The sequence below is a fragment of the Candidatus Pantoea soli genome (assembly GCF_007833795.1).
GTDB lineage: Bacteria > Pseudomonadota > Gammaproteobacteria > Enterobacterales > Enterobacteriaceae > Pantoea > Pantoea soli.
The window spans coordinates 372,435-391,513 of record NZ_CP032702.1; the positions used below are offsets into that span (position 1 = coordinate 372,435).

Annotated in this window: 15 protein-coding genes; 6 read left to right on the forward strand and 9 right to left on the reverse strand. The window is 59.9% G+C overall.

The features are described 5' to 3' along the window. Positions 1 to 51: 51 nt before the first annotated feature. The 4 genes from D8B20_RS01655 to D8B20_RS01670 all read right to left on the reverse strand — a co-directional run bounded on the left by D8B20_RS01655 (position 52) and on the right by D8B20_RS01670 (position 6,063). Complete coding sequence (locus tag D8B20_RS01655) at positions 52 to 1,446, reverse strand: MFS transporter (RefSeq protein ID WP_145886534.1); 1,395 nt, start codon at positions 1,444 to 1,446, stop codon at positions 52 to 54. Positions 1,447 to 1,640: 194 nt separating this feature from the next. After that, entirely contained in the window at positions 1,641 to 3,161 is a 1,521-nt protein-coding gene (gene abgT / locus D8B20_RS01660; protein WP_145886536.1) for a p-aminobenzoyl-glutamate transporter, read from the reverse strand. 152 nt (positions 3,162 to 3,313) lie between these two features. Beyond that, complete coding sequence (locus tag D8B20_RS01665) at positions 3,314 to 4,753, reverse strand: M20 family metallopeptidase (protein ID WP_145886538.1); 1,440 nt, start codon at positions 4,751 to 4,753, stop codon at positions 3,314 to 3,316. Beyond that, the gene (locus D8B20_RS01670; protein WP_145886540.1) at positions 4,750 to 6,063 is read right to left on the reverse strand and encodes an amidohydrolase; all 1,314 of its coding nucleotides are present in this window, start codon (positions 6,061 to 6,063) and stop codon (positions 4,750 to 4,752) included. The genes D8B20_RS01665 and D8B20_RS01670 overlap by 4 nt, the downstream gene beginning before the upstream one ends. 105 nt (positions 6,064 to 6,168) lie before the next feature. Between D8B20_RS01670 and D8B20_RS01675 the strand changes: the two genes are divergently transcribed. Both D8B20_RS01675 and yjdN read left to right on the forward strand, forming a co-directional pair. Beyond that, positions 6,169 to 7,068 (forward strand): LysR family transcriptional regulator, encoded by a 900-nt coding sequence (locus D8B20_RS01675; RefSeq protein WP_145886542.1) that lies wholly within the window; start codon positions 6,169 to 6,171, stop codon positions 7,066 to 7,068. A gap of 72 nt (positions 7,069 to 7,140) precedes the next feature. Further along, positions 7,141 to 7,578, forward strand: coding sequence for a VOC family metalloprotein YjdN (gene yjdN, locus D8B20_RS01680; RefSeq protein ID WP_145886544.1), 438 nt, complete (start codon positions 7,141 to 7,143; stop codon positions 7,576 to 7,578). 44 nt (positions 7,579 to 7,622) lie between these two features. On the opposite strand, the gene D8B20_RS01685 is transcribed toward yjdN, so the two are convergent. The 3 genes from D8B20_RS01685 to D8B20_RS01695 all read right to left on the reverse strand — a co-directional run bounded on the left by D8B20_RS01685 (position 7,623) and on the right by D8B20_RS01695 (position 11,037). Beyond that, a complete protein-coding gene (locus D8B20_RS01685) occupies positions 7,623 to 8,486 on the reverse strand; it encodes a nucleoside-specific channel-forming protein Tsx (RefSeq protein WP_145886546.1) in 864 nt (287 codons plus the stop codon). 536 nt (positions 8,487 to 9,022) lie between these two features. Then, the gene (locus D8B20_RS01690) at positions 9,023 to 10,381 is read right to left on the reverse strand and encodes a sensor histidine kinase (protein ID WP_145886549.1); all 1,359 of its coding nucleotides are present in this window, start codon (positions 10,379 to 10,381) and stop codon (positions 9,023 to 9,025) included. Then, on the reverse strand, positions 10,378 to 11,037 hold the full coding sequence (locus D8B20_RS01695; protein WP_145886551.1) for a response regulator: 660 nt from the start codon (positions 11,035 to 11,037) through the stop codon (positions 10,378 to 10,380). Before D8B20_RS01695 ends, D8B20_RS01690 begins: the two co-directional genes overlap by 4 nt. 190 nt (positions 11,038 to 11,227) lie before the next feature. On the opposite strand from D8B20_RS01695, the gene D8B20_RS01700 reads away from it, so the two are divergent. The 3 genes from D8B20_RS01700 (at position 11,228) to D8B20_RS01710 (ending at position 13,896) form a co-directional block, all read left to right on the forward strand. Further along, positions 11,228 to 11,596 (forward strand): helix-turn-helix domain-containing protein, encoded by a 369-nt coding sequence (locus tag D8B20_RS01700; protein ID WP_145886553.1) that lies wholly within the window; start codon positions 11,228 to 11,230, stop codon positions 11,594 to 11,596. Positions 11,597 to 11,681: 85 nt separating this feature from the next. After that, positions 11,682 to 12,572: a LysR family transcriptional regulator gene (locus D8B20_RS01705; protein ID WP_145886555.1), complete on the forward strand. Its 891-nt coding sequence runs from the start codon at positions 11,682 to 11,684 to the stop codon at positions 12,570 to 12,572. A gap of 112 nt (positions 12,573 to 12,684) precedes the next feature. Next, the gene (locus D8B20_RS01710) at positions 12,685 to 13,896 is read left to right on the forward strand and encodes an MFS transporter (protein WP_145886557.1); all 1,212 of its coding nucleotides are present in this window, start codon (positions 12,685 to 12,687) and stop codon (positions 13,894 to 13,896) included. A 61-nt stretch (positions 13,897 to 13,957) separates the two neighbouring features. Here the strand turns inward: D8B20_RS01710 and D8B20_RS01715 are convergent, their stop codons facing one another. Then, positions 13,958 to 16,345: a glucose/quinate/shikimate family membrane-bound PQQ-dependent dehydrogenase gene (locus D8B20_RS01715; RefSeq protein WP_145886559.1), complete on the reverse strand. Its 2,388-nt coding sequence runs from the start codon at positions 16,343 to 16,345 to the stop codon at positions 13,958 to 13,960. A 280-nt stretch (positions 16,346 to 16,625) separates the two neighbouring features. Continuing rightward, positions 16,626 to 17,225 (reverse strand): hypothetical protein, encoded by a 600-nt coding sequence (locus tag D8B20_RS01720; RefSeq protein WP_145886561.1) that lies wholly within the window; start codon positions 17,223 to 17,225, stop codon positions 16,626 to 16,628. A 412-nt stretch (positions 17,226 to 17,637) separates the two neighbouring features. Here D8B20_RS01720 and D8B20_RS01725 point away from each other — a divergent pair, with 412 nt between their 5' ends. Beyond that, a complete protein-coding gene (locus D8B20_RS01725; protein WP_145886563.1) occupies positions 17,638 to 18,876 on the forward strand; it encodes an MFS transporter in 1,239 nt (412 codons plus the stop codon). Positions 18,877 to 19,079 lie beyond the last annotated feature (203 nt).

Sequence of the window (19,079 nt, forward strand, 5' to 3'; positions counted from 1 at the left end):
TCTGCATCGGGCGGGTGGCGGCCAGTGGTCGCCGCCCGCCTGCAACCCGCCTTAAATCTGTTCCAAATCCAGCCCGCGCGTTTTCGGGCCGTAAATCCCCACCGACAGCATCACCATCAGCATGCTCAGCACGATAAACACAATCACCCCCTGACTGCCGGCATATTGCAGAATCACGCCAATCAGAAGACTGCTGAACGCGGTGGAGAGCCGGCTGAAGGAGTAGCAGAACCCGACGGCGCGGGCGCGGATATGCGTCGGGAAAATCTCGGTCTGATAGGCATGATAGCTGAAGGTCAGCCACGCATTGCTGCAGGTGATCAGGAAGCCGCACGCCACCATCAGCAGCGGGCTGTTGCTCAGGGCAAACAGCGTGCCAAACACCACCGTCATCAGCGCGGAAAGAACAATCTGCCACTTGTTTTCCAGCTTATCGGCATAGCGGCTGCAAATCAGCGAGCCCAGCGGGTAAGCCAGCGTGATAAAAAACGCATACAGCAGGCTGTGGGTGACCGTCGCGCCTTTGCCCGAGAGCAGCGCCGGTAGCCAGTTACCGAAGCCAAAAAAGCCAATCGCCTGAAAGACGTTCATCACCACCAGCATCAGCGTCCGCTGCCGGTAAGCGGGGGCCCAGATTTCGCGGAAGCGCCCTTTTTCCGGTAGTGGCGCGGCGCTATCCTGCGGAGTCAGATCCCCGGCAGGCGTCACACCACAGCGGATCTCCATCGCGCTCAGCACCTGATGCGCTTCCCGATCTCTTCCCTGCTGCGCCAGCCAGCGCGCCGATTCCGGCAGGTTTTTACGGATGAACCAGATCACCAGCGAACAGAGCGCCCCGGCGATCACCACCCAGCGCCAGCCCTCCAGGCCGAGCAGCGTCTGCGGCACCAGCCACCATGACATCAGCGCCACCGCCGGAACGGAAAGAAACTGAATGAAAAACGCAAAGGCAAACGCGCGGCTGCGCAGATGCGCCGGAACCCATTCTGCAAGGTAGGTATCGATGGTGACCAGCTCTACGCCAAGGCCGATGCCAACCAGAAAACGGCACAGAATAATCATCTCCGCGCTTTGCTGAAAGGCCATCAGCAGGGAAAACGCGCCGTACCACGCCAGCGCGCAGATAAATGTCAGGCGGCGGCCAAAACGATCGGCATAAGGCGCAAGCAGACTGGCCCCAGCGAACAGTCCAAGGAAGGTCGCGGAGGCAAACACCGCCTGGTCGCTGACGCCCGCCACACCTGCCGTTCCGCTATGAAACACCCCGGAAGCCAGCAGCCCGGCGCTGATATAGCCGGTTTCAAACAGATCGTAGAGTTCAAAAAAGCCACCCAGCGACAGCAGCGTGATAAAGCGCCACAGGCCAGCGGAGGCGGGCAGGGCATCAATGCGCCCGGCGACGGTGCGGCGATCGCTCGCCATCCCTGATGCAAAAAGGGTTGTCATGACGGAGGTTACCTCGGTGTTTGCAGGACTCGCGCGGTTTTATGATGGACAGGCGTTAACCGTTAGCAAGCAAAGAAATAGCAGAATAATCAATTCATCCGCGGTTGCCGAGAGAGGGCGCGGTGACATTTTTGCAATCTGCGTTGCAGTTCTGTGAAGCGCAATCGCCGTCCGTGGCGGGGGAACAATGGGGATCAGGGCAGCTGTGGATAGACACCGGGACCAATCGGCAGACCCAGCGCATACCACGCCAGCAGCAGCGCGACCCAGGTGATAAAGAACACCAGCGGGTAAGGGAAGATCAGCACATAGTAGGTGCCGAGCTGCGCCTCTTTCTGGTAGCGCTGCAGAAAGCCAAGGAACAGCGGCAGAAACGGGGACATCGGCGCCAGCGGCAGTACCGCAGAATCCGCAATGCGGAAAATCATCTGCGCGAAGGCCGGATGAAAGCCCAGCAGCATAAACATCGGCACGAACACCGGCGCGAGAATGGACCAGATCGCTGAGCCGCTGGCGATAAACATACAGAGAAACGCGGACAGGAACATCAGGCCAAGGAATGCCGGTGCGCCACTGATGCCGGCGCTTTCCAGCAGGTCGGTCAGGCCAATCGCCATGAACTTGCCCATGTTGCTCCAGTTAAAGAACGCGACAAACTGCGACAGCGGAAACACCATCACAATAAAGCCGGCCATGCTCTTCATCGGGTCCACCAGCAGGCGGGGAATGTCGTCGGCGCGCCGGATTTGCCGGGTCACGGCGCCATAGGCAATCGCCACCACAAAAAAGAACAGGATAATGATCGGCACAATGCCCTGAATAAATGGCGAAGGAATGATGCCGCCGGTTTTGGGATGGCGCAGCGGCGCATGTTCCGGCACCACCAGCAGCGCCAGCAGGGCAATAAACAGCAGGGCGGCCAGACCCGCCGCTTTCAGGCCGCGATTTTCCAGTGCGGTCAGCGGCGGCAGGCGATCGTTTTGCCCGCCGTTCCACGCCGGCAGGCGCGGTTCGACAAACTTATCGGTCAGCAGCGCCCCCGCCACGGTCAGCACGAGCACGGAGGTGGCCATAAAGAACCAGTTATCGATCACGCTGACGTGCACGCTATCGCTCACCGCTTTGGCCGCTTCCGTACTGATGCCCGACAGCAGCACATCGGTGGTGACGATCAGCAGGTTAGCGGTGAAGCCAGACGCCACACCGGCGATTGCCGCCAGCAAACCCGCCACCGGATGACGGCCTGTGGCAAGAAAGATCAGCGCGCCGAGCGGCGGCATCACCACCAGCGCGGCGTCGGAAGAGATATGACTGAAGAAGGCGATGAACAGCACCATGTAGCTGGCGTAGCGGCGGCTGACGCGCGAGGCCATTTTCACCATCAGCGACTGCAGCAGGCCGACTTTCTCCGCCAGTCCGGCGCCAATGACCAGAGCCAGAATCGAGCCCAGCGGCGTAAAGCCGCTGAAGTTTTTGATAATGTTAGGTAAAATCCACTGAATGCCCGCCACGCTGAGCAGATTGTTGACCCGCACCAGCTCGCCGCTGGCCGGGTTTTTCACTGCCACATCAAGGCTGCTGAGGATCGCGGTGGCCACCATCAGTATCGCAATCAGATACACAAACAGCAGAAAGGGATTAGGCACTTTGTTGCCGACCCGTTCCACCCAGCTAAACACTTTCCCAGGGCTACGGTGCTCCGTGGTTACGTCCATCGGTATATCCTCGTCATGGTGTATTTGCATGCCCCGATCAGGGCTGTCGTTATTATTTTTTGTCCGCTGCCGGGCACCACAGGGCGTGCGCCAGCAGGTTTTGCGCCGCTTTGTCGCGGCACAAGGGCGTGCGCCCGGTTAACTGTGTCGCGCTATAACGTCGCAGGCCGCACACCCGCCGGGATCGGACAGGTATAGGGGTGCGCGCGGCGCAGGGCGGCAAACTCTTCCCGGCAGCGCGCCAGCGCAGCGGCGTCCTCCAGCAGCGTCAGCGCGGTGGCAGCCATCACTTTGGCGGCCAGGCACATGCCTTTGTGCGCAATCGGCGTGCGTCCCTGCGCGACCAGCTGCCAGGTGTGGAGCGGCGTGCCAAACGCGAAGCAGGGGGCAAAGCACTGCGCAACCGGCGTCACCCAGCTGACGTCGCCCACGTCGGTTGAGCCGTACAGGATTTCGCGCGTCGCCACGCTCGGCGCGACCGAATCGGTCAGCGCCCGGTCACCCAGCGCTGCTACCCAGGCCTCTCCCGCTTCACCGCCGGTACGCGCCGCGTTGAGCCGGGCATTGTGCAGATCGTCCGGGGTCAAAGTGGCGCGCATCGCGGCGGCAAAGCGCTGTTCCTCCTCGCTGTAACGTGGCACGCCAAAGTGCTGCAAGTTATGTTCCATTACCGCTTCCAGGGCGCGATTCGGCACATAGCTGGAGCAGGCTTTTTCAAAGCGCACCGTCATCTGCGTGTCGGTCATCAGCGCGGCGCCGCGCGCAATGTTGATCACCCGCTGGTAAATTGCCTGCGCCTGTGCCATCAGCGGCGCGCGGATCAGGTACAACACTTCAGCATCGGCCTGCACCACATTGGGGGACACGCCGCCGCTGTTGGTCACCGCATAGTGCAGTCGCGCCTCCTGCACGATGTGCTCGCGCAGGAAGTTGGCGCCGGTGTTCATCAGCGTAACCGCATCCAGCGCGCTGCGTCCGAGGTGCGGGGCATTGGCCGCGTGCGCCGCCACGCCTTTAAAGCGAAACGCGGCCTGGATATTGGCGAGGGTGCTGAGATTAAACAGGCCGCTGAAGCCTTCCGGATGCCAGGTGATAGCCGCATCTACATCATCGAACAGTCCCTCGCGCACCATAAACGTTTTGCCGGAGCCGCCTTCCTCACCCGGACAGCCGTAAAAGCGCAGCGTGCCGCACTGGCCGTGCTGCGCCCACCAGGCTTTGATGGCGCAGGCCGCCGCCACGCCCGCCGTGCCCAGCAGATTGTGGCCACAGCCGTGCCCATTGCCGTTTTCCGTCAGCGGCTGCGGCGTGGCGCAGCCTGCCTGCTGACTCAGACCGGCCAGCGCATCAAATTCGCCGAGGATAGCAATCACCGGTTTACCGCTGCCGAGCGTGGCGATAAAAGCCGTCCCGAGCTGGCCTGCGCCGCGCGTCACGTGAAAGCCCTCCTGCGCCAGCGCATCGGCCAGCAGCGCAGAGGATTGCCACTCCTCAAAGCGGGTTTCCGGCACATCCCAGATGGCATCGCTGAGCGCGCTGAAGCGCGACTGGTGTTCATCAATGTACTGGCCGATAAACGCGTGGTGGCTCATTGTGCACCGCCAAACTGCGCCTGATTGAGTGCCAGCGTGGCGAGCGTCTGTACGGCGGTGGCCATGATCGCTTCGTCAAAATCAAATTTTGCGTTATGGTGGCCAGCAGCGAGGTCACAGCCGAAGATCACGTAGGACGCCTGCCCGCCGCGCTGCTGCACGCGCTCCATCATATAGGTTGCGTCTTCCGAGCCGGCAGCCTGCCTGCGGGTGTCCACCACCGACTGAAACAGGCCCAGCGCGTCGGCCTGCTGATGGATAAACGCCACCCACGCCGGGCTGGGCGTGCAGCTGCGCGCGCCACCCATCAGCTGGACCGCATGCGTCACGCCGTACATTGCCGCCGCGCCTTCAATCACCCGCAGCGCCTGCTGATAAATATCGTCGTTAACCCGGTTGCTGACGCCGCGCGTTTCCACCTTCATCAGGGCGCAGTCGGGGACCACGTTGCGGCCGGTGCCTGCCTGCAGCACGCCGACATTCACCCGCGCCACGCCTCCGCTGTGCTGGGGCAGGCTGTGCAGGCCAAGCGTGGCCTGCGCAGCGGCCAGCAGCGCATTGCGTCCCGCTTCCGGATTGCCGCCCGCGTGGGCACCGGTGCCGGTAAAGGTGACGTCCAGCTTGGTAGTGGCCAGGAAGCTGTCACTGCCGCAAACGATTTCGCCCGCAGGCACGCCGGTGCCCAGATGGATGGCGGTAAACAGATCCACATCATCCAGCACGCCCGCGGCAACCATGGCGCGGGCCCCGCGCACGCCCTCTTCGGCGGGCTGGAAAATAAGTTTGATGGTGCCGCTCAGCTGCGCTTTCATCGCCATCAGCACGTCCGCCAGCGCCAGACCGATGGTGGTGTGGCCGTCGTGACCGCAGGCGTGCATCATGCCGGGGTTGCATGAGGCAAAGCCCTCGCGCGCCGGCAGGTGATCGGCATCCTGACTTTCATGCTGATCCAGCGCGTCCATGTCCACGCGAAATCCCATCACCGGGCCGGGGCGACCGGTTTCCAGCGTGGCGACCACGCCGCAGAAACCGCCGGAAAAATAGGGCAGCCACTGCGGCAGCGCGCCCTGTTCCCGCGCGCGTGCTTCCTGCTGCGCCAGCAGCTCTGCGGAGGGCAGCCCCATACGCGCCTCTGCCGCAATCACCTCCCGGCCTAGCTGCAGCTGATAACCAAGACGATGCAGCGCTTCCGCCACCCGCGTCGCGGTGCGGAACTCCAGCCAGCCTGATTCGGCATAGTGATGCAGATCGCGACGCCATGCCTGCATCTGCGGCACCCGGGATTTCACGAGCTCAGAAAGGGTTTTCATCGGCTTGTCCTTTATGTTGATTTTTTGTGCACTGCCCCGAATCTACACAATGGTATTAGCGTGCATAAGATGCGAATATCTTTTGCCCGATAAACAGGAGTTATCATGCCTTCTGCGCTCAAACTTCATCAGCTGCGCGCCTTCGTGGAAGTGGCGCGTCAGGGCAGCATTCGCGCCGCCAGCCGTCTGCTGGGCCAGTCACAGCCTGCGCTGACCAAAGCGATTCAGGAGCTGGAGCTGGCGCTGGGCGCGCGGCTGTTTGAGCGGCGGCAGCAGGGCGTCACGCTAACGGATATCGGCAACACCTTCTTTCGTCACGCCTGTCTGGTGCTGGAGGAGCTGCGCGTGGCGCAGGAAGATATTCAGCAGCGGCTCGGGCTGGCGGGCGGGCAGGTCAATATCGGCGTCGGCGGCAGCATTGCGCGTACCGTTATGCCGCAGGTGATCACGCAGTTTCATCGGGAGTATCCACGGGTGAAAGTGCGCATCGTTGAGGGACAGCTGGTCTCGATGGTGCATGAACTGCGGCAGGGCGCGCTGGACTTCACCATCAATACTTACGATCGCCACCATCTGGATCAGGAGCTGATCTTTGAGCGGCTGATGCAGCGCGATTATCAGGTCGTGATGCGGAAAGGCCATCCGCTGGCGCACGCGCGCTCGCTGGCGGAGCTGCAGCACTGTGACTGGACCATGCCGACGCCGCAGGGCAGCTACTATCGGCTGCTGCACGATCTGTTTGGCGAGCGCGGCATGGCCCCGAAGATCGTGGTGACCTGTGAAACCTTTATGGCCTGTACCAGCCTGGTGGCAAAGAGTGATTTCGTCAGCATCATTTCGCGTGACGTGATTGAAGATCCGGTGCACGGCGGTCAGCTGATCGCGCTGGATCTGGACGATCCCTTGCCGCAGGCCACCTTCTATCTGATTCAGCGCAAAGACACCGCGCTCACGCCGATGAGCGCCTATATGGCACATCTGTTTCGCCGCGCCTGCCAGCCGTGACGGGCCAGAAAACGCATCGTCTACACTGTAAGGGTACGCGAGAAGTTAACCGATCTATCAACGGAGGTTGCGATGCAGGTAAGTCCTTATTTATTTCTCTACGGGCGTTGTGAAGAAGCCATAGCTTTCTATCTGGAAGCCACCGGCGGTGAGATTCTGCAAAAGATGACATTTGGCGATATGCCGGAGCAGGGTGAACAGGTGGGCGATCAGTCCGCGCCGCCGCTTCCGCCAGAAAAAATCATGCATGCGCATCTGCGGATTGGTCAAGGTGAGTTGATGCTGAGCGATGGCGATACGTCCAAGCCACCGGCTTCTGAGCATGCGGGTTATGCGGTGAGCCTGGCCACGCCAGATGAAGCCGAAGGAAAGGCCTGGTTCGATAAGCTCTCCGCCGGCGGTAAAGTCACCACGCCGTGGCAGAAGACCTTCTGGTCAAACGGGTTTGGTATGTTTATCGACAAGTTCGGCATTCCATGGCGTATCAACGTGGTGAAACCCCAGGAATAACCGGCAGGCGTGGCCGCCCGTCGCGCGGCCACGCACAGCGTGCATCAGAAGTTGTAACCCACCACCAGGTAGTAGCCCCAGCCGGTTGATTTCACTTCAAATGGACCGCGGCCAAAATTCAGCTCCTGGCCATCAGCCCACTGTCCACCATTGTGGAAATAACGCGCCACGGTAGAGACATGCCAGTGGTCATAGTTCAGCGACAGAATGTGGCTGGAAGCGACAGAGTTGCTGGTGCGCGAGCGGTCAGATTTGTCGCGCAGATCGGAACCCCAGTCAAAGTTGGTAAAGCCGATGTAGCTCAGCTTGCCGCCCCACAGATCGGTGATTGGCACAAAGTATTTCACCTTGAAGCGATAGCCGTCCCAGCTGTTTTCGTTCGCTGCACCGTAGTTTTCCCACTGGTATTTGGCATACACGTTCAGTGAAAGCCCAACATCGCTGTGGGTATCAATGTCGGTACCCAGACCCATGTACCAGGTGTTCTGCCGGTTGTCGCTGTTGCGACCCATGTCGTAGATATAGTTGTTGGCGAAATACCACTCTTTGAAGGGGCCGAACGCCAGGCTGGTGCCGGTGAGCTTATCAATGGAGAAGCGTGGTTCAATCTCCATAAACATCGGCGAACCGTGGTCAAACACGCCGTTGGCGTTACTGTTGCCGACACCAAAGAAGTTGGTCAGATCCAGGTAGCCGTAAAAATCGAACCAGTCCTTTTTGGTGAAGGCTTCGTATTCGAGATAAACGTCGTTGTTGAACTGCGGCCCGAAGCGGGTGTGGTAGCTGCCCACCACGTTCACGCTCTGATGCCACCAGTCAGAGAGGTATTGCGGATCGCTTTCTGCCTGCGCGGCACCGGTCCAGCTGCTGGCCAGTAAGGCCCCTGCTATCAACGTTTTAAATTTCATTATTGTTAACCACATGCTTGTGATCGCCGCGTGCGCGCCGCGATCGGGTGAAATCGATCCCAGGGGATGGGCAGTGTGCTGTTTTCGCCAGTCTCTGGTGCCGGCGTTTCAGGCCCGCGTAATGTGCCTGTAACAAGGCGATAGAAAATAGATTTTGATCACGTTTGTCAAAATGTGTTGCATTTCGATTCAATGAAATTGTGATGAAGTTCACATAATTGATGTGCGGTGAACGGAACGAAGCAACCGTTTACGTTGTCGCGATGATGCCAATGTTGGTTGAGGGCGTTCAGAAAGCAGACACCGGTGACGATCGCCGTCATACCGGTCATAAGGATAGCGACAGGGCGTAAGGGACGAGGGAAAAAGGGCCGGTTACGGGCGGCGCGCATGCGGCGGTCGGCTAGGGTATGCGGGCCCCGACCGCGGGCATTTCGCAGCCGGGTGTCCGTGTTTCGCCCGGACAAGCGGGCACGTTCCGCGTTGAGGAACATGGTTGCCCGGCGGCGAGTGCCAACCGGCGCGTTGCGGTAACGCTACGGTAGCGTCACCCGCACCTGCAGCCCGCACACGTTACCCTGCGGGCTGAGGCAATTCGACAGCGCGACCTGCATCTGGTACTTCTGCGCCACGCTGCGCACAATCGATAAGCCCAAACCGCTACCCTGCGCCTTGACGTCGGGCGAGCGGGTAAAGCGGTCAAAGGCGCGATCGATAAAGGATTCCGGCATGCCTGGCCCGTTGTCGACGATATCGACCACGGTATGCGGGCCGACGTGATGCAGCAGCACATCCACCATGCTGCCTTCCGGGGTGTGCAGCATCGCATTGCCGATCAGGTTATCAAACAGGCTGCGCAGCTCCGAGCGGCTGGCGTGCAGGTGGTAGTGCGCGCTGCCGTTAAAGCCGATATCGATGCCGCGCTTGTCGGCCACCACCATCAGCTGTTCAATGCTCTCTTTCAGCAGATCGTCCAGCGCAATCGCTTCTACGCTGGCAACCACCGATTGATCTTCCTGGCGCGAAACGTTCAGCAACTGCGTCACCAGATGGCGCGTGCGCGTGACGCCCGCTTCCAGCTGATCGAACTGGCGGCGGGCTTCGCCCGGCTGAATATGCTGACGCAGGTTCTCCAGCTGCAGGGTCAGGGCGGTCACCGGCGTACGCAGTTCGTGAGCGGCGTCCTCAAGGAACTGCCGCTGCGATGACCAGGCGGTGCGCAGCTTATCCAGCAGCGAGTTATAGGCATCCACCAGCGGCAGCACTTCATCCGGCAGGCCCGCCGGCGAGACGCTGTGTGAGTGCAGCATCTCCTGGGCGGCAATCTGGCGCGACGCCGCCCGCAAATCACGGGTAATCGCCCGTACCACCAGCCAGATCACCAGCAGCGAGAGCGGCATCATCAGAATCAGCGGAATGATGGCAGAGAGCACGCGCTTCACCATCAGGCTCTTCATATAGCCGACGTTGTGCAGCACCTGAATATTGCCGATTTCACTGCCAAGCTCTCCGGGCCGGGTGTAGACACGCCATTCACAGTCATCACCGCAGTCGCCCACTTTGACGTCTGACCAGCCCTTTTTCGCCTGCAGCGGCGCATGCAGCGTCGGCCACGAGCTGGCGCGCAGATGATTGCGCGTATCCCACAGCTGCACGATGTAGGTGCTGCGCAGTTTCTCCTGCTCCATCACCATCGGCATCAGGGCGGGCATGCGCTGGCTGCTTGCCCAGGCATCGGCAATTTTCGCCAGCTGATCGTCTTTCATCGTGCCCATCATGTCGCCGTAGCAGTGATAAAAATACCAGGTGACGCCGCCAATCATCGCCAGATGCAGCAGCACCAGCGTGGCCAGCAGCTTGTTACGCAGCGAACGCATGAAGGTAAAGGAACTCATAGTGCCGGTACCCGCCAGCCCAGGCCACGCACGTTGCGTATCACTTCGTTATCCAGCTTGCGGCGCATGCCGTGGATCAACACATCCACCGCATTACTGGTGACCTCTTCCCCCCAGCCGTAGATGCGGTTCTCTAACTGTTCGCGCGACAGGATGGCGCCGGGACGCTCCAGCAGGGCGTACAGCAGGGCGTATTCACGCGCGGTCAGCTGCTCGCGCTGGCCTTTGTAAACCACTTCGCGCGTCATCATGTCCAGCTGGACGTCGCCATTGCCTAACAGGGAATCTGCCGCGCCGTGGCGGCGTCGGGTTATGGCGCGCATACGGGCAAGCACCTCCTGCAGATCGAAAGGTTTAAGCAGATAGTCATCGGCGCCGCTGTCGAGCCCCTGAATGCGCTGCTGCACGGTGTCACGCGCGGTCAGCACCAGCACCGGCGTGGTGTCGCCGCGCGCGCGGGCGCGACGCAGCACGTTGATGCCGTCTTCGCGCGGCAGCCCCAGATCAAGCAGCACGCAGGTGTAATCGCCTGCCGACCAGGCGTTGCTGGCAAAGACGCCGTCGCGTACCCAGTCTACCGACCAGCCTGCGGCTTCCAGCGCCTGCTGCAGGTTGGTGCCTATCATTTCATCGTCTTCTACCAGCAGCGCTCGCATGGTTCTCTCCCCTGGCTGATTGCAGGCAGTGTACCGCCCGATTCTTAGCGCAGAATTATTTTTGCCGCTCAGGCACGGCAGGCCGGCGCACGTTACCGTGCTAATTCTGCGCTAATTTTCTGCTAATTAAGGGATAAATTTAGCGCGCTACAGTGGCTTCACTGGAAAATTTGCCAAGCCGGAGGAAGCCATGAATCAGCGTGAATTTATCCGTAGTTTACTGGAATGGATTGAAGATAACTTAGGGCACGATCTGCATCTGGATGAAGTGGCGCGACGCTCGGGATATTCCCGCTGGCATCTGCAGCGCCTGTTTCGTCAGCACACCGGTTTTTCGCTGGCAGAGTATATCCGCCAGCGCCGGCTGACGGAGTCCGCGCTGACGCTCATTAACAGCGACGAAGCGATTTTGCAGGTGGCGATGAGCTACGGGTTCGACACGCAGCAGGCGTATACCCGCACCTTCAAAAACTATTTTCGCGTCACGCCGGGCCAGCTGCGCCGGCAGCGCCGGGTAGAGCCGGAACGCCTGCTGTTCCCGCTGGCGATGGCCTCCTGAACGCCGCGCGAGGGCGATGAAAACCCGTGCGTCGGCGCGGGTTTGCTTTTAAGCTGCGCTTCTTTGCGTTGCAGGCCCGGAGAACATGGATCACAGTGACAACCTGACCGCGATGCTGCTGTTTGCGTGCGTCGTCGAACGGCAGAGCTTCAGCGAGGCCGCCCGCGTGCTTGGCGTTTCCCGCTCGCACGTCAGCCGGGAGATTGCCCGGCTGGAGGTACGGCTGGGCATCAGGCTGCTGCAGCGTACGACGCGCAAAGTGGTGCTCACGGAACTGGGCCAGGCCTATTATCCGTTCTGCACCCGTATGCTGGAGGAGCTGCACCGCGCCGATGCCTTTGTGCAACAGGTTCACCAGCTGCCGGCGGGAAATGTCCGGCTGCAGGCACCGATCACCTTTGGCTGCCAGTGTGTAGTGCCGGTGCTGAACGCGTTTATTCGTCGCCATATTCATATCAATGTCGATCTTGAGCTAACCCCGGGCGATGATGCGCAGCCGGATGCCGACGTGGCGATTGTGATTCGGCCGCGCGCACCAGAAGCCGCGACCGCCCGGCAGCTCTGCAGCATTGACTGGGGCCTGTACGCCTCACCGCACTATCTTGCTCATCACCCGGTTATCGATCATCCCGAGCGTCTGACGCGCCACGATTTGCTGCTGTTTCACGGGCCGGCACACACCGCAGCACTGCCGTTCCGCCGCGATAAGCAGCGGCTGGCGCTGGATGTACGCAGCCGCTTCCGCGCCAATAACAGCATGGCACTGCTGAATGCCGCGCTGGCAGGCACCGGCATCGCCTATCTGCCTGCTTATATGACGCAGGCGGCGCTGGCACGCGGTGAAATTGAGCAGGTGCTGCCGGAATGGCAGATGGATCGCCTGCACAGTTATCTGCTGCTGAAAGCGCAGCCGCAGCCCTCATCGCCGGTTGCGCTGCTGTGTGATGCGCTGATTGCCGCCCTTGCAGATGGCTGATTGTTGCTGGCTGGCAACAATACGCGGCTGCCCGGCAAATATCAGCCAGCCTCTGTTTTCGCGGTGTGGCCGCTGCTAGCCTGCTGATAAACACCTCAGCAGGGAGAGTACCATGCCACACGTTTCAGTCGGGTTAGCGCCTGAGCAGCAACACTGGAAGCGTAATCTGTTTGTCTGCGTAGTGGGATCGTTCACCACGCTGGTGGCGATGACGCTGCTGCTGCCGTTTCTGCCACTCTATATGCAGCAGCTGGGCGTGCAGGAACCGGCGGCCATTGCCCGCTGGTCTGGCGTGGCGTATGGGGCCACCTTTCTCAGCGCCGCGCTCACCGCACCGCTGTGGGGCAGGCTGGCGGACCGCTATGGCCGCAAGCTGATGCTGATTCGCGCCAGCCTGGGCATGGCTATCGCCATGTCGCTGATGGGGATGGCGACCGCGCCGTGGCAGCTGGTCGCGCTGCGGCTGCTGGCCGGCCTGCTGGGCGGCTATGCCTCGGGTTCTACTATTCTGGTGGCAGCGCAGACGCCCAAAGCGCACACCGGCTGGGCGCTGGGCATGCTGTCGTCCGGTATCATGGCCGGAAATGTGGCAGGGCCGCTGCTGGGCGGATGCCTGCCGCCGCTGATCGGCATTCGCCACGCCTTCTGGCTGACCGGCGCCGCGATCTTCCTGGCCTTTCTGGCCACGCTTTTTCTGCTGAAAGAGACGCCGCGCCGCGCCGGTCCGAAGAGCGTCCGCCCGGTTGAGCGCGATCGGTCGGCGGCCAACCTGCCGCTGGTGCGGCTGATGTGGCTGTCCGGCATGCTGCTGATTTTTGCCAGCATGTCGATTGAGCCCATCATCACGCTGTATATCAGTGAATTTGTGCAGGGCGAGCAGGCGATTACCGTCATGGCCGGGCTGGTGATGGCGGCTGCGGCGCTGGGCAGTATCCTTTCCGCGCCGCGCCTGGGACGGCTGGCGGATCGCATCGGACATGGACGCGTGCTGGTTTATGGCCTGCTGATATGCGCGCTGTTGCTGATCCCGCAGGCGTTTGTCACCGCCGCGTGGCAGCTTATCGTGCTGCGCTTTCTGATGGGGATGGCGCTGGGTGGGCTGATGCCGTGTATCACAACGCTGATCCGCCATAACGTGCCGCAGGGGCAGGTGGGGAAGATGCTGGGTTACGCGACCTCGGCGCAGTATGCCGGCCAGGTGTGCGGGCCGCTGTTTGGGGGCTTCCTCGGCGGCGCACTGGGCATGCGGCCGGTGTTTCTCGCCACCTGTGCGGTGATGGCGCTGTGCGCACTGCTGAACGCTCGCTATCTGAAGGCGCAGTAGCGCCGAAAAAAAGCGGGCTTTGCAGCCCGCCTGAGTTGTTAGCTTACCTTACGGCGAATGTTTATTTCGCATCCGGCAGCGCATAAGCAATCACGTAGTCGCCCAGTTTCGTACCGAACGAACCGTGACCACCGGCCGCGATGACAACATACTGCTTGCCATTCACTTCATAGGTCATTGGCGTTGCCTGACCGCCTGCTGGCAGACGCGCCTGCCACAGCATTTCACCGGTGTTGGTGTCGAAGGCACGCAGGTAGTTATCCGCGGTGGCACCAATGAAGAACACGTTACCGGCGGTGGTGATTGGGCCGCCCAGCATTGGCATACCCATTTTAAACGGCAGCGGAACCGGCGCGCTGTCGCGTACCGTACCAATGCGTTTTTTCCACACGGTTTCGTTGGTTTTCAGGTCAATCGCAGACACATAACCCCATGCCGGTTGCTTACACGGCAGGCCAAATGGCGACAGGAACGGATTCAGCTCCACGCCGTACGGCACGCCGTACTGCGGCTGAATACCGGTTTCTGTACCGGAACCCCCTTCAGCCCCTTTCGGTGGCTCAATCGGGTTGCCCGGACCACGCGGCACCAGTTTCGACACAAACGGCAGCGCCATTGGGTTGGCAATCGCAATCTGACGATGTGGGTCAACTGCGATACCGCCCCACTCGAACATGCCGAGGTTACCCGGGAACACCAGCGTGCCCTGCTCAGACGGCGGCGTGAACGGACCTTCGTAGCGCAGACGCTTGAAGATAACGCGGCACACCAGCTGGTCATACAGGGTGGCACCCCACATGTCCTTGTCGGTCAGGTTCTGTTTCGGGCGGAACGTCAGCTCAGAGTAAGGCTGGGTTGGCGCAACGTGGTCGCCTTTCGCCGCGCCCTGCGGAACCGGGGTTTCCGGTGCCGGGACAACCGGCTGACCGGTACGACGATCCAGAACAAAAATGTTACCGGTTTTCGCCGGCGCATAAATCACCGGTACGGTGTTGCCATTTTTGTCTGTGATGTCGGCCAGCGTCGGCTGTGACGGCAGGTCCATATCCCACAGGTCGTGGTGCACAGTCTGATATGACCACACCAGCTTACCGGTGGTGGCGTTCAGGGCCAGCACGCTGCTTGCGTAGCGCTCCTGCTCTGGCGTGCGGTTACCGCCCCAGATATCCGGCGTAGAGACACCCATTGGCAGGTAAACGGTATCCAGTTTTGGATCGTATACCGCCGGAGCCCACGAGTTCGGCGAGTTCATGGTGAAGGTGTGTTCATCTGCCGGAATCGCGTTAGGATCTTTCGCGCCCGGATCGAATACCCACAACAGTTTACCGGTGTTGACGTCAAAGCCACGGATGACACCTGACGGTTCACGGGTAGAGTAGTTATCGGTTACCGCACCCGCCATCACGATGGTGGTGTTGGTGATCACCGGCGGTGACGTTGGCTCATACTGGCCCGGGGTCAGCACCGGCTGTTTGTGCTGCAGATCCAGCTCACCGTTGTTGCCGAAGCCCGGGCAACGTGCACCGGTGTCAGCATCCAGCGCAAACAGGCGACCATCGTTCACTGGCAGGTAGATACGACGTGAGCACAGCGCAGGCTGGCTGTTGGCCGCATCGGCTGCTGCCGGTGCTTCGTGGTAAGACACGCCACGGCAGGTGATGTGCTGGAAGGTTGGGTTGGCTTTCAGGCCGGGATCAAACTTCCACTTCTGTTTACCGGTTGTTGCATCCAGCGCAAACAGAATCTGGTGCGGAGAGCACAGATACAGCGTGTCGCGGATTTTGATTGGCGTCACTTCGTCCGTGATTTCACCCGGATCGTTTGGCGTTTTCAGATCGCCGGTCTGGAACTGCCAGGCCACCTGCAACTCTTTCACGTTGCTGGTGTTGATCTGCTTCAGCGGAGAGAAACGGGTGCCCTGCTGATCGCGCGCATAGGCCGGCCAGTCCGCATCGTCGATGTTGCTCAGCGGCTGAGCCTGTGGCGTATTTGCCGCTTCCGGCAGGTTGCCATGCAGCTCCTGCGGGTCGTGGAAAACGGCCCACGCCAGCACCAGCACGCTGGCAACCAGTGCCACCGCCATCGCGCCTAAACCCCCTTTACCGCTGTGGTTCAGACCGCGATAAACAAACGGCAGAATCAGCCAGACGCCGAAGATCACCAGCACATCGGTACGCGGTGCCAGCGCCCAGAAGTCGAAACCGACTTCCCAGACGCCCCATGCCAGCGTCGCCAGCAGCAGCAGTGCATACAGCAGAAGTGCGGAGCCGTTACGACGCCACAGCAGTACAGCGGTGATCAACATAATCACACCGCCTATTACGTAGTACCAGGAACCACCAATTGCGGCTAACCAGATGCCGCCTGCCAGCATAAACGCGCCTGTCAGCAGTGCGAACAGCACTGTGAGAAAGCGGATTACGCCAAAAGATGAGGAAGCTTTCCCCATAATATTGACCTCTTTCTTTACCATAAACTTTAAGGAAACAACACCTTAGGTGGCTTCCCGATATAGAGTACGAAGCGATGAAATACGTTCAGATATCGCTCTTCCGTGGCGCTTATTGATCCATTTCGTTAAATTTTATCTTAAAAACGTTAACAGGTTTGATTTTTTTAGCGCTTTGCTCTCACGCCGGTGAGTAGTACGACATTTTATGGGGAATTGGTGGCGTCAGGCTGCCGGATATCGGGCCGTAACGCCGCGGGACGGAATTTTGTGTAACCGCTTACTCTTCGAAGAGTGTGCTGCCGGTGTGCTGTTCCTGCCAGCCGGTTAACTGCAATTCAGTGCAGGTTTCTGCCGGCAGTAACAGCTGTGGCGTACGTAATATCACCTCCGCTTCTTTTTCCCGAAGCGAAGAAAGCAGAAACGGAAAGCTGAACTTAAGATAATTATCATTGAAGAATGTCTCGGTCAGCACCACGCCGCTCAGCGGAAAGGAAACAATATTTTTCCACTCCATTCCCGGTGGGGCAAGGTCATAAAGCCAGAAGGAAAAGTACCGGGCCGCTTCACGCAAAGCGGCACCGCCGCGGCGTAAAACGGCATAGTTGATCGCCAGCCGGACGTTTTCCTTCTGCCATTCAGAATAATGTTCCACGCCCTGTAAAAAAGCCTCCAGTCCCGCTTCGGCAAGCGGAATAATTATTAAGCCGTCGGTCACCGGTAACTGGTTATCCGGTGAAATTATGTTACGTCCATTAACTAAGCTATTTCCTTCTTCTTCATAATGCATAAAGTGTGCTGAATAACACACACCACAGTGCGATCCGTCAAAGCGACGAATACGCTCAGTAACATAAGGAGGGTATAAACTGTTTTCCATTATCTCTGTTAATAAAATTAATTAGCCGGGACCTGATAATTATTAATATGACGGGCAAAGCGCGGCGGTTTTGCGCCTCAATATAGATCGAATTCGCGGTAAAAATCATCTTTTTTAGCTGTTTCTCATAGAGAGATATAGTCGCTTGTTACGGCCTTAATTAATGATTTATGACATTATCCGGAATGATTTGACTATTTTCGCGCACACATAACCTGCAGGCAAATATCTTTAACCCGATGTTCAGACACGGTTAAGTGACGCTGCTGTTTTGAAACGCACAGCCAGCCATTGCCTGATAAGAAAAGATGCCGCACTCTGGCATACGTACATAAGAAGGCCGGTTTGCGGCTTTCGCCAGGCAGATGCGATGACGTCTGCCGGTTAACCTTTTTAAGGATGGGATATCACGATGGTTTCACCGCACTCCGCAGCGGACGACTCGCTGCTGCGGCACAGGGCGTTTGTCGCCTTCTGGCTGGCACGCACCTGCTCCTCATTTGGTTTTCAGATGTTTTCTGTGGCGGTCAGCTGGCAGATTTATGCGCTAACCCACAGCGCGCTGGCGCTGGGCATGATCGGCCTGATGCAGTTTCTGCCCTCTGTGCTGCTGGCGCTGCCTGCCGGGCACCTCGCCGACCAGCACGACCGCCGCCGGATTGTGCTCCTCGGCCAGCTGATTGAGTGGGCGGCGCTGCTGGGACTGGTGGCGCTGACGCTGCTGCACTGGGCTGGCCGCGTGGAGATCTGGGGGCTGGTATTCCTGATTTCCGTGGCGAAGGCGCTGGAGTGGCCGGCGATGACCTCGATGCTGCCTGCGCTGGTACCGCCGCCGATTCTGGCACGCGCCATGGCGGCGAACTCGGTCGGCGGCGAAGCAGCGGTGATTATCGGGCCTACCCTCGGCGGCCTGCTGTATGTGGCCGGCCCGGAAGTGGTGTACGGCGTCTCCGCGCTGTTCTATCTGTTCTCGCTGGTGCTGGTCAGCCGCCTGCGCTATGAACGTGCGCCACAAACGCGGATGCCAATGACCCTCACCAATATGTTTGCCGGCGTGCGTTTTATCCGCGAGCGCAAAGATGTGCTGGGCGTCATTTCGCTCGATCTGTTTGCCGTGCTGCTGGGCGGGGCCACGGCGCTGCTGCCGATCTTCGCGCAGGATATCCTGCACACCGGGCCGTGGGGGCTGGGGCTGCTGCGCGGTGCGCCTTCGGTCGGGGCGCTGCTGGTGGGCGTGTGGCTCAGCCGCCGCAAGCTGGAAAAGCACGTGGGTATGATCATGTTTGGTTCCGTGGCCGGATTCGGTCTGGCCACGCTGGTGTTCGCGCTCTCTACCCAGCTGTGGCTGTCACTGCTGGCGCTGGCGGCACTCGGCGGGTTTGATATGGTCAGCATGGTGATTCGCGGTGCGCTGGTGCAGCTGGACACGCCGGATGCGATGCGCGGTCGCGTGAACGCAGTGAACGCTATCTTTATCAACACCTCTAACCAGCTTGGGGAGTTTGAATCCGGTCTGCTGGCGGCCTGGCTGGGCGCCGTGCCGGCGGCGGCACTCGGCGGCATCGGCACGCTGGTGGTGGTGGCACTCTGGATGACCCTGTTCCCGCACCTGCGTAAACGGCAGAAGCTGGAGAATGAGCCGGCGGCCTGATGCCTGCGCCGGTTCTCAGTGGGGGTGCACCGCACCGCGACTGTGACCGGCAGCGACTTTTTTACCTTCGATTTGATTATTATCAATCATATTTGATTGTTTGTGAGCATGATCAAACAATTTACCGCCTGATTGCCCTATAAATTGCCCTGCCTGTGCGTAATTTCATTCGTGGTTGATTGAAATAAATCATTACGCACAGC

Excerpts from the sequence above, each read along its gene's own strand:
- D8B20_RS01655 (WP_145886534.1), bottom strand. The coding sequence starts at position 1,446 with ATGACAACCCTTTTTGCATCAGGGATGGCGAGCGATCGCCGCACCGTC.
- abgT (WP_145886536.1), bottom strand. The coding sequence starts at position 3,161 with ATGGACGTAACCACGGAGCACCGTAGCCCTGGGAAAGTGTTTAGCTGG.
- D8B20_RS01665 (WP_145886538.1), bottom strand. The coding sequence starts at position 4,753 with ATGAGCCACCACGCGTTTATCGGCCAGTACATTGATGAACACCAGTCG.
- D8B20_RS01670 (WP_145886540.1), bottom strand. The coding sequence starts at position 6,063 with ATGAAAACCCTTTCTGAGCTCGTGAAATCCCGGGTGCCGCAGATGCAG.
- D8B20_RS01675 (WP_145886542.1), top strand. The coding sequence starts at position 6,169 with ATGCCTTCTGCGCTCAAACTTCATCAGCTGCGCGCCTTCGTGGAAGTG.
- yjdN (WP_145886544.1), top strand. The coding sequence starts at position 7,141 with ATGCAGGTAAGTCCTTATTTATTTCTCTACGGGCGTTGTGAAGAAGCC.
- D8B20_RS01685 (WP_145886546.1), bottom strand. The coding sequence starts at position 8,486 with ATGAAATTTAAAACGTTGATAGCAGGGGCCTTACTGGCCAGCAGCTGG.
- D8B20_RS01690 (WP_145886549.1), bottom strand. The coding sequence starts at position 10,381 with ATGAGTTCCTTTACCTTCATGCGTTCGCTGCGTAACAAGCTGCTGGCC.
- D8B20_RS01695 (WP_145886551.1), bottom strand. The coding sequence starts at position 11,037 with ATGCGAGCGCTGCTGGTAGAAGACGATGAAATGATAGGCACCAACCTG.
- D8B20_RS01700 (WP_145886553.1), top strand. The coding sequence starts at position 11,228 with ATGAATCAGCGTGAATTTATCCGTAGTTTACTGGAATGGATTGAAGAT.
- D8B20_RS01705 (WP_145886555.1), top strand. The coding sequence starts at position 11,682 with ATGGATCACAGTGACAACCTGACCGCGATGCTGCTGTTTGCGTGCGTC.
- D8B20_RS01710 (WP_145886557.1), top strand. The coding sequence starts at position 12,685 with ATGCCACACGTTTCAGTCGGGTTAGCGCCTGAGCAGCAACACTGGAAG.
- D8B20_RS01715 (WP_145886559.1), bottom strand. The coding sequence starts at position 16,345 with ATGGGGAAAGCTTCCTCATCTTTTGGCGTAATCCGCTTTCTCACAGTG.
- D8B20_RS01720 (WP_145886561.1), bottom strand. The coding sequence starts at position 17,225 with ATGGAAAACAGTTTATACCCTCCTTATGTTACTGAGCGTATTCGTCGC.
- D8B20_RS01725 (WP_145886563.1), top strand. The coding sequence starts at position 17,638 with ATGGTTTCACCGCACTCCGCAGCGGACGACTCGCTGCTGCGGCACAGG.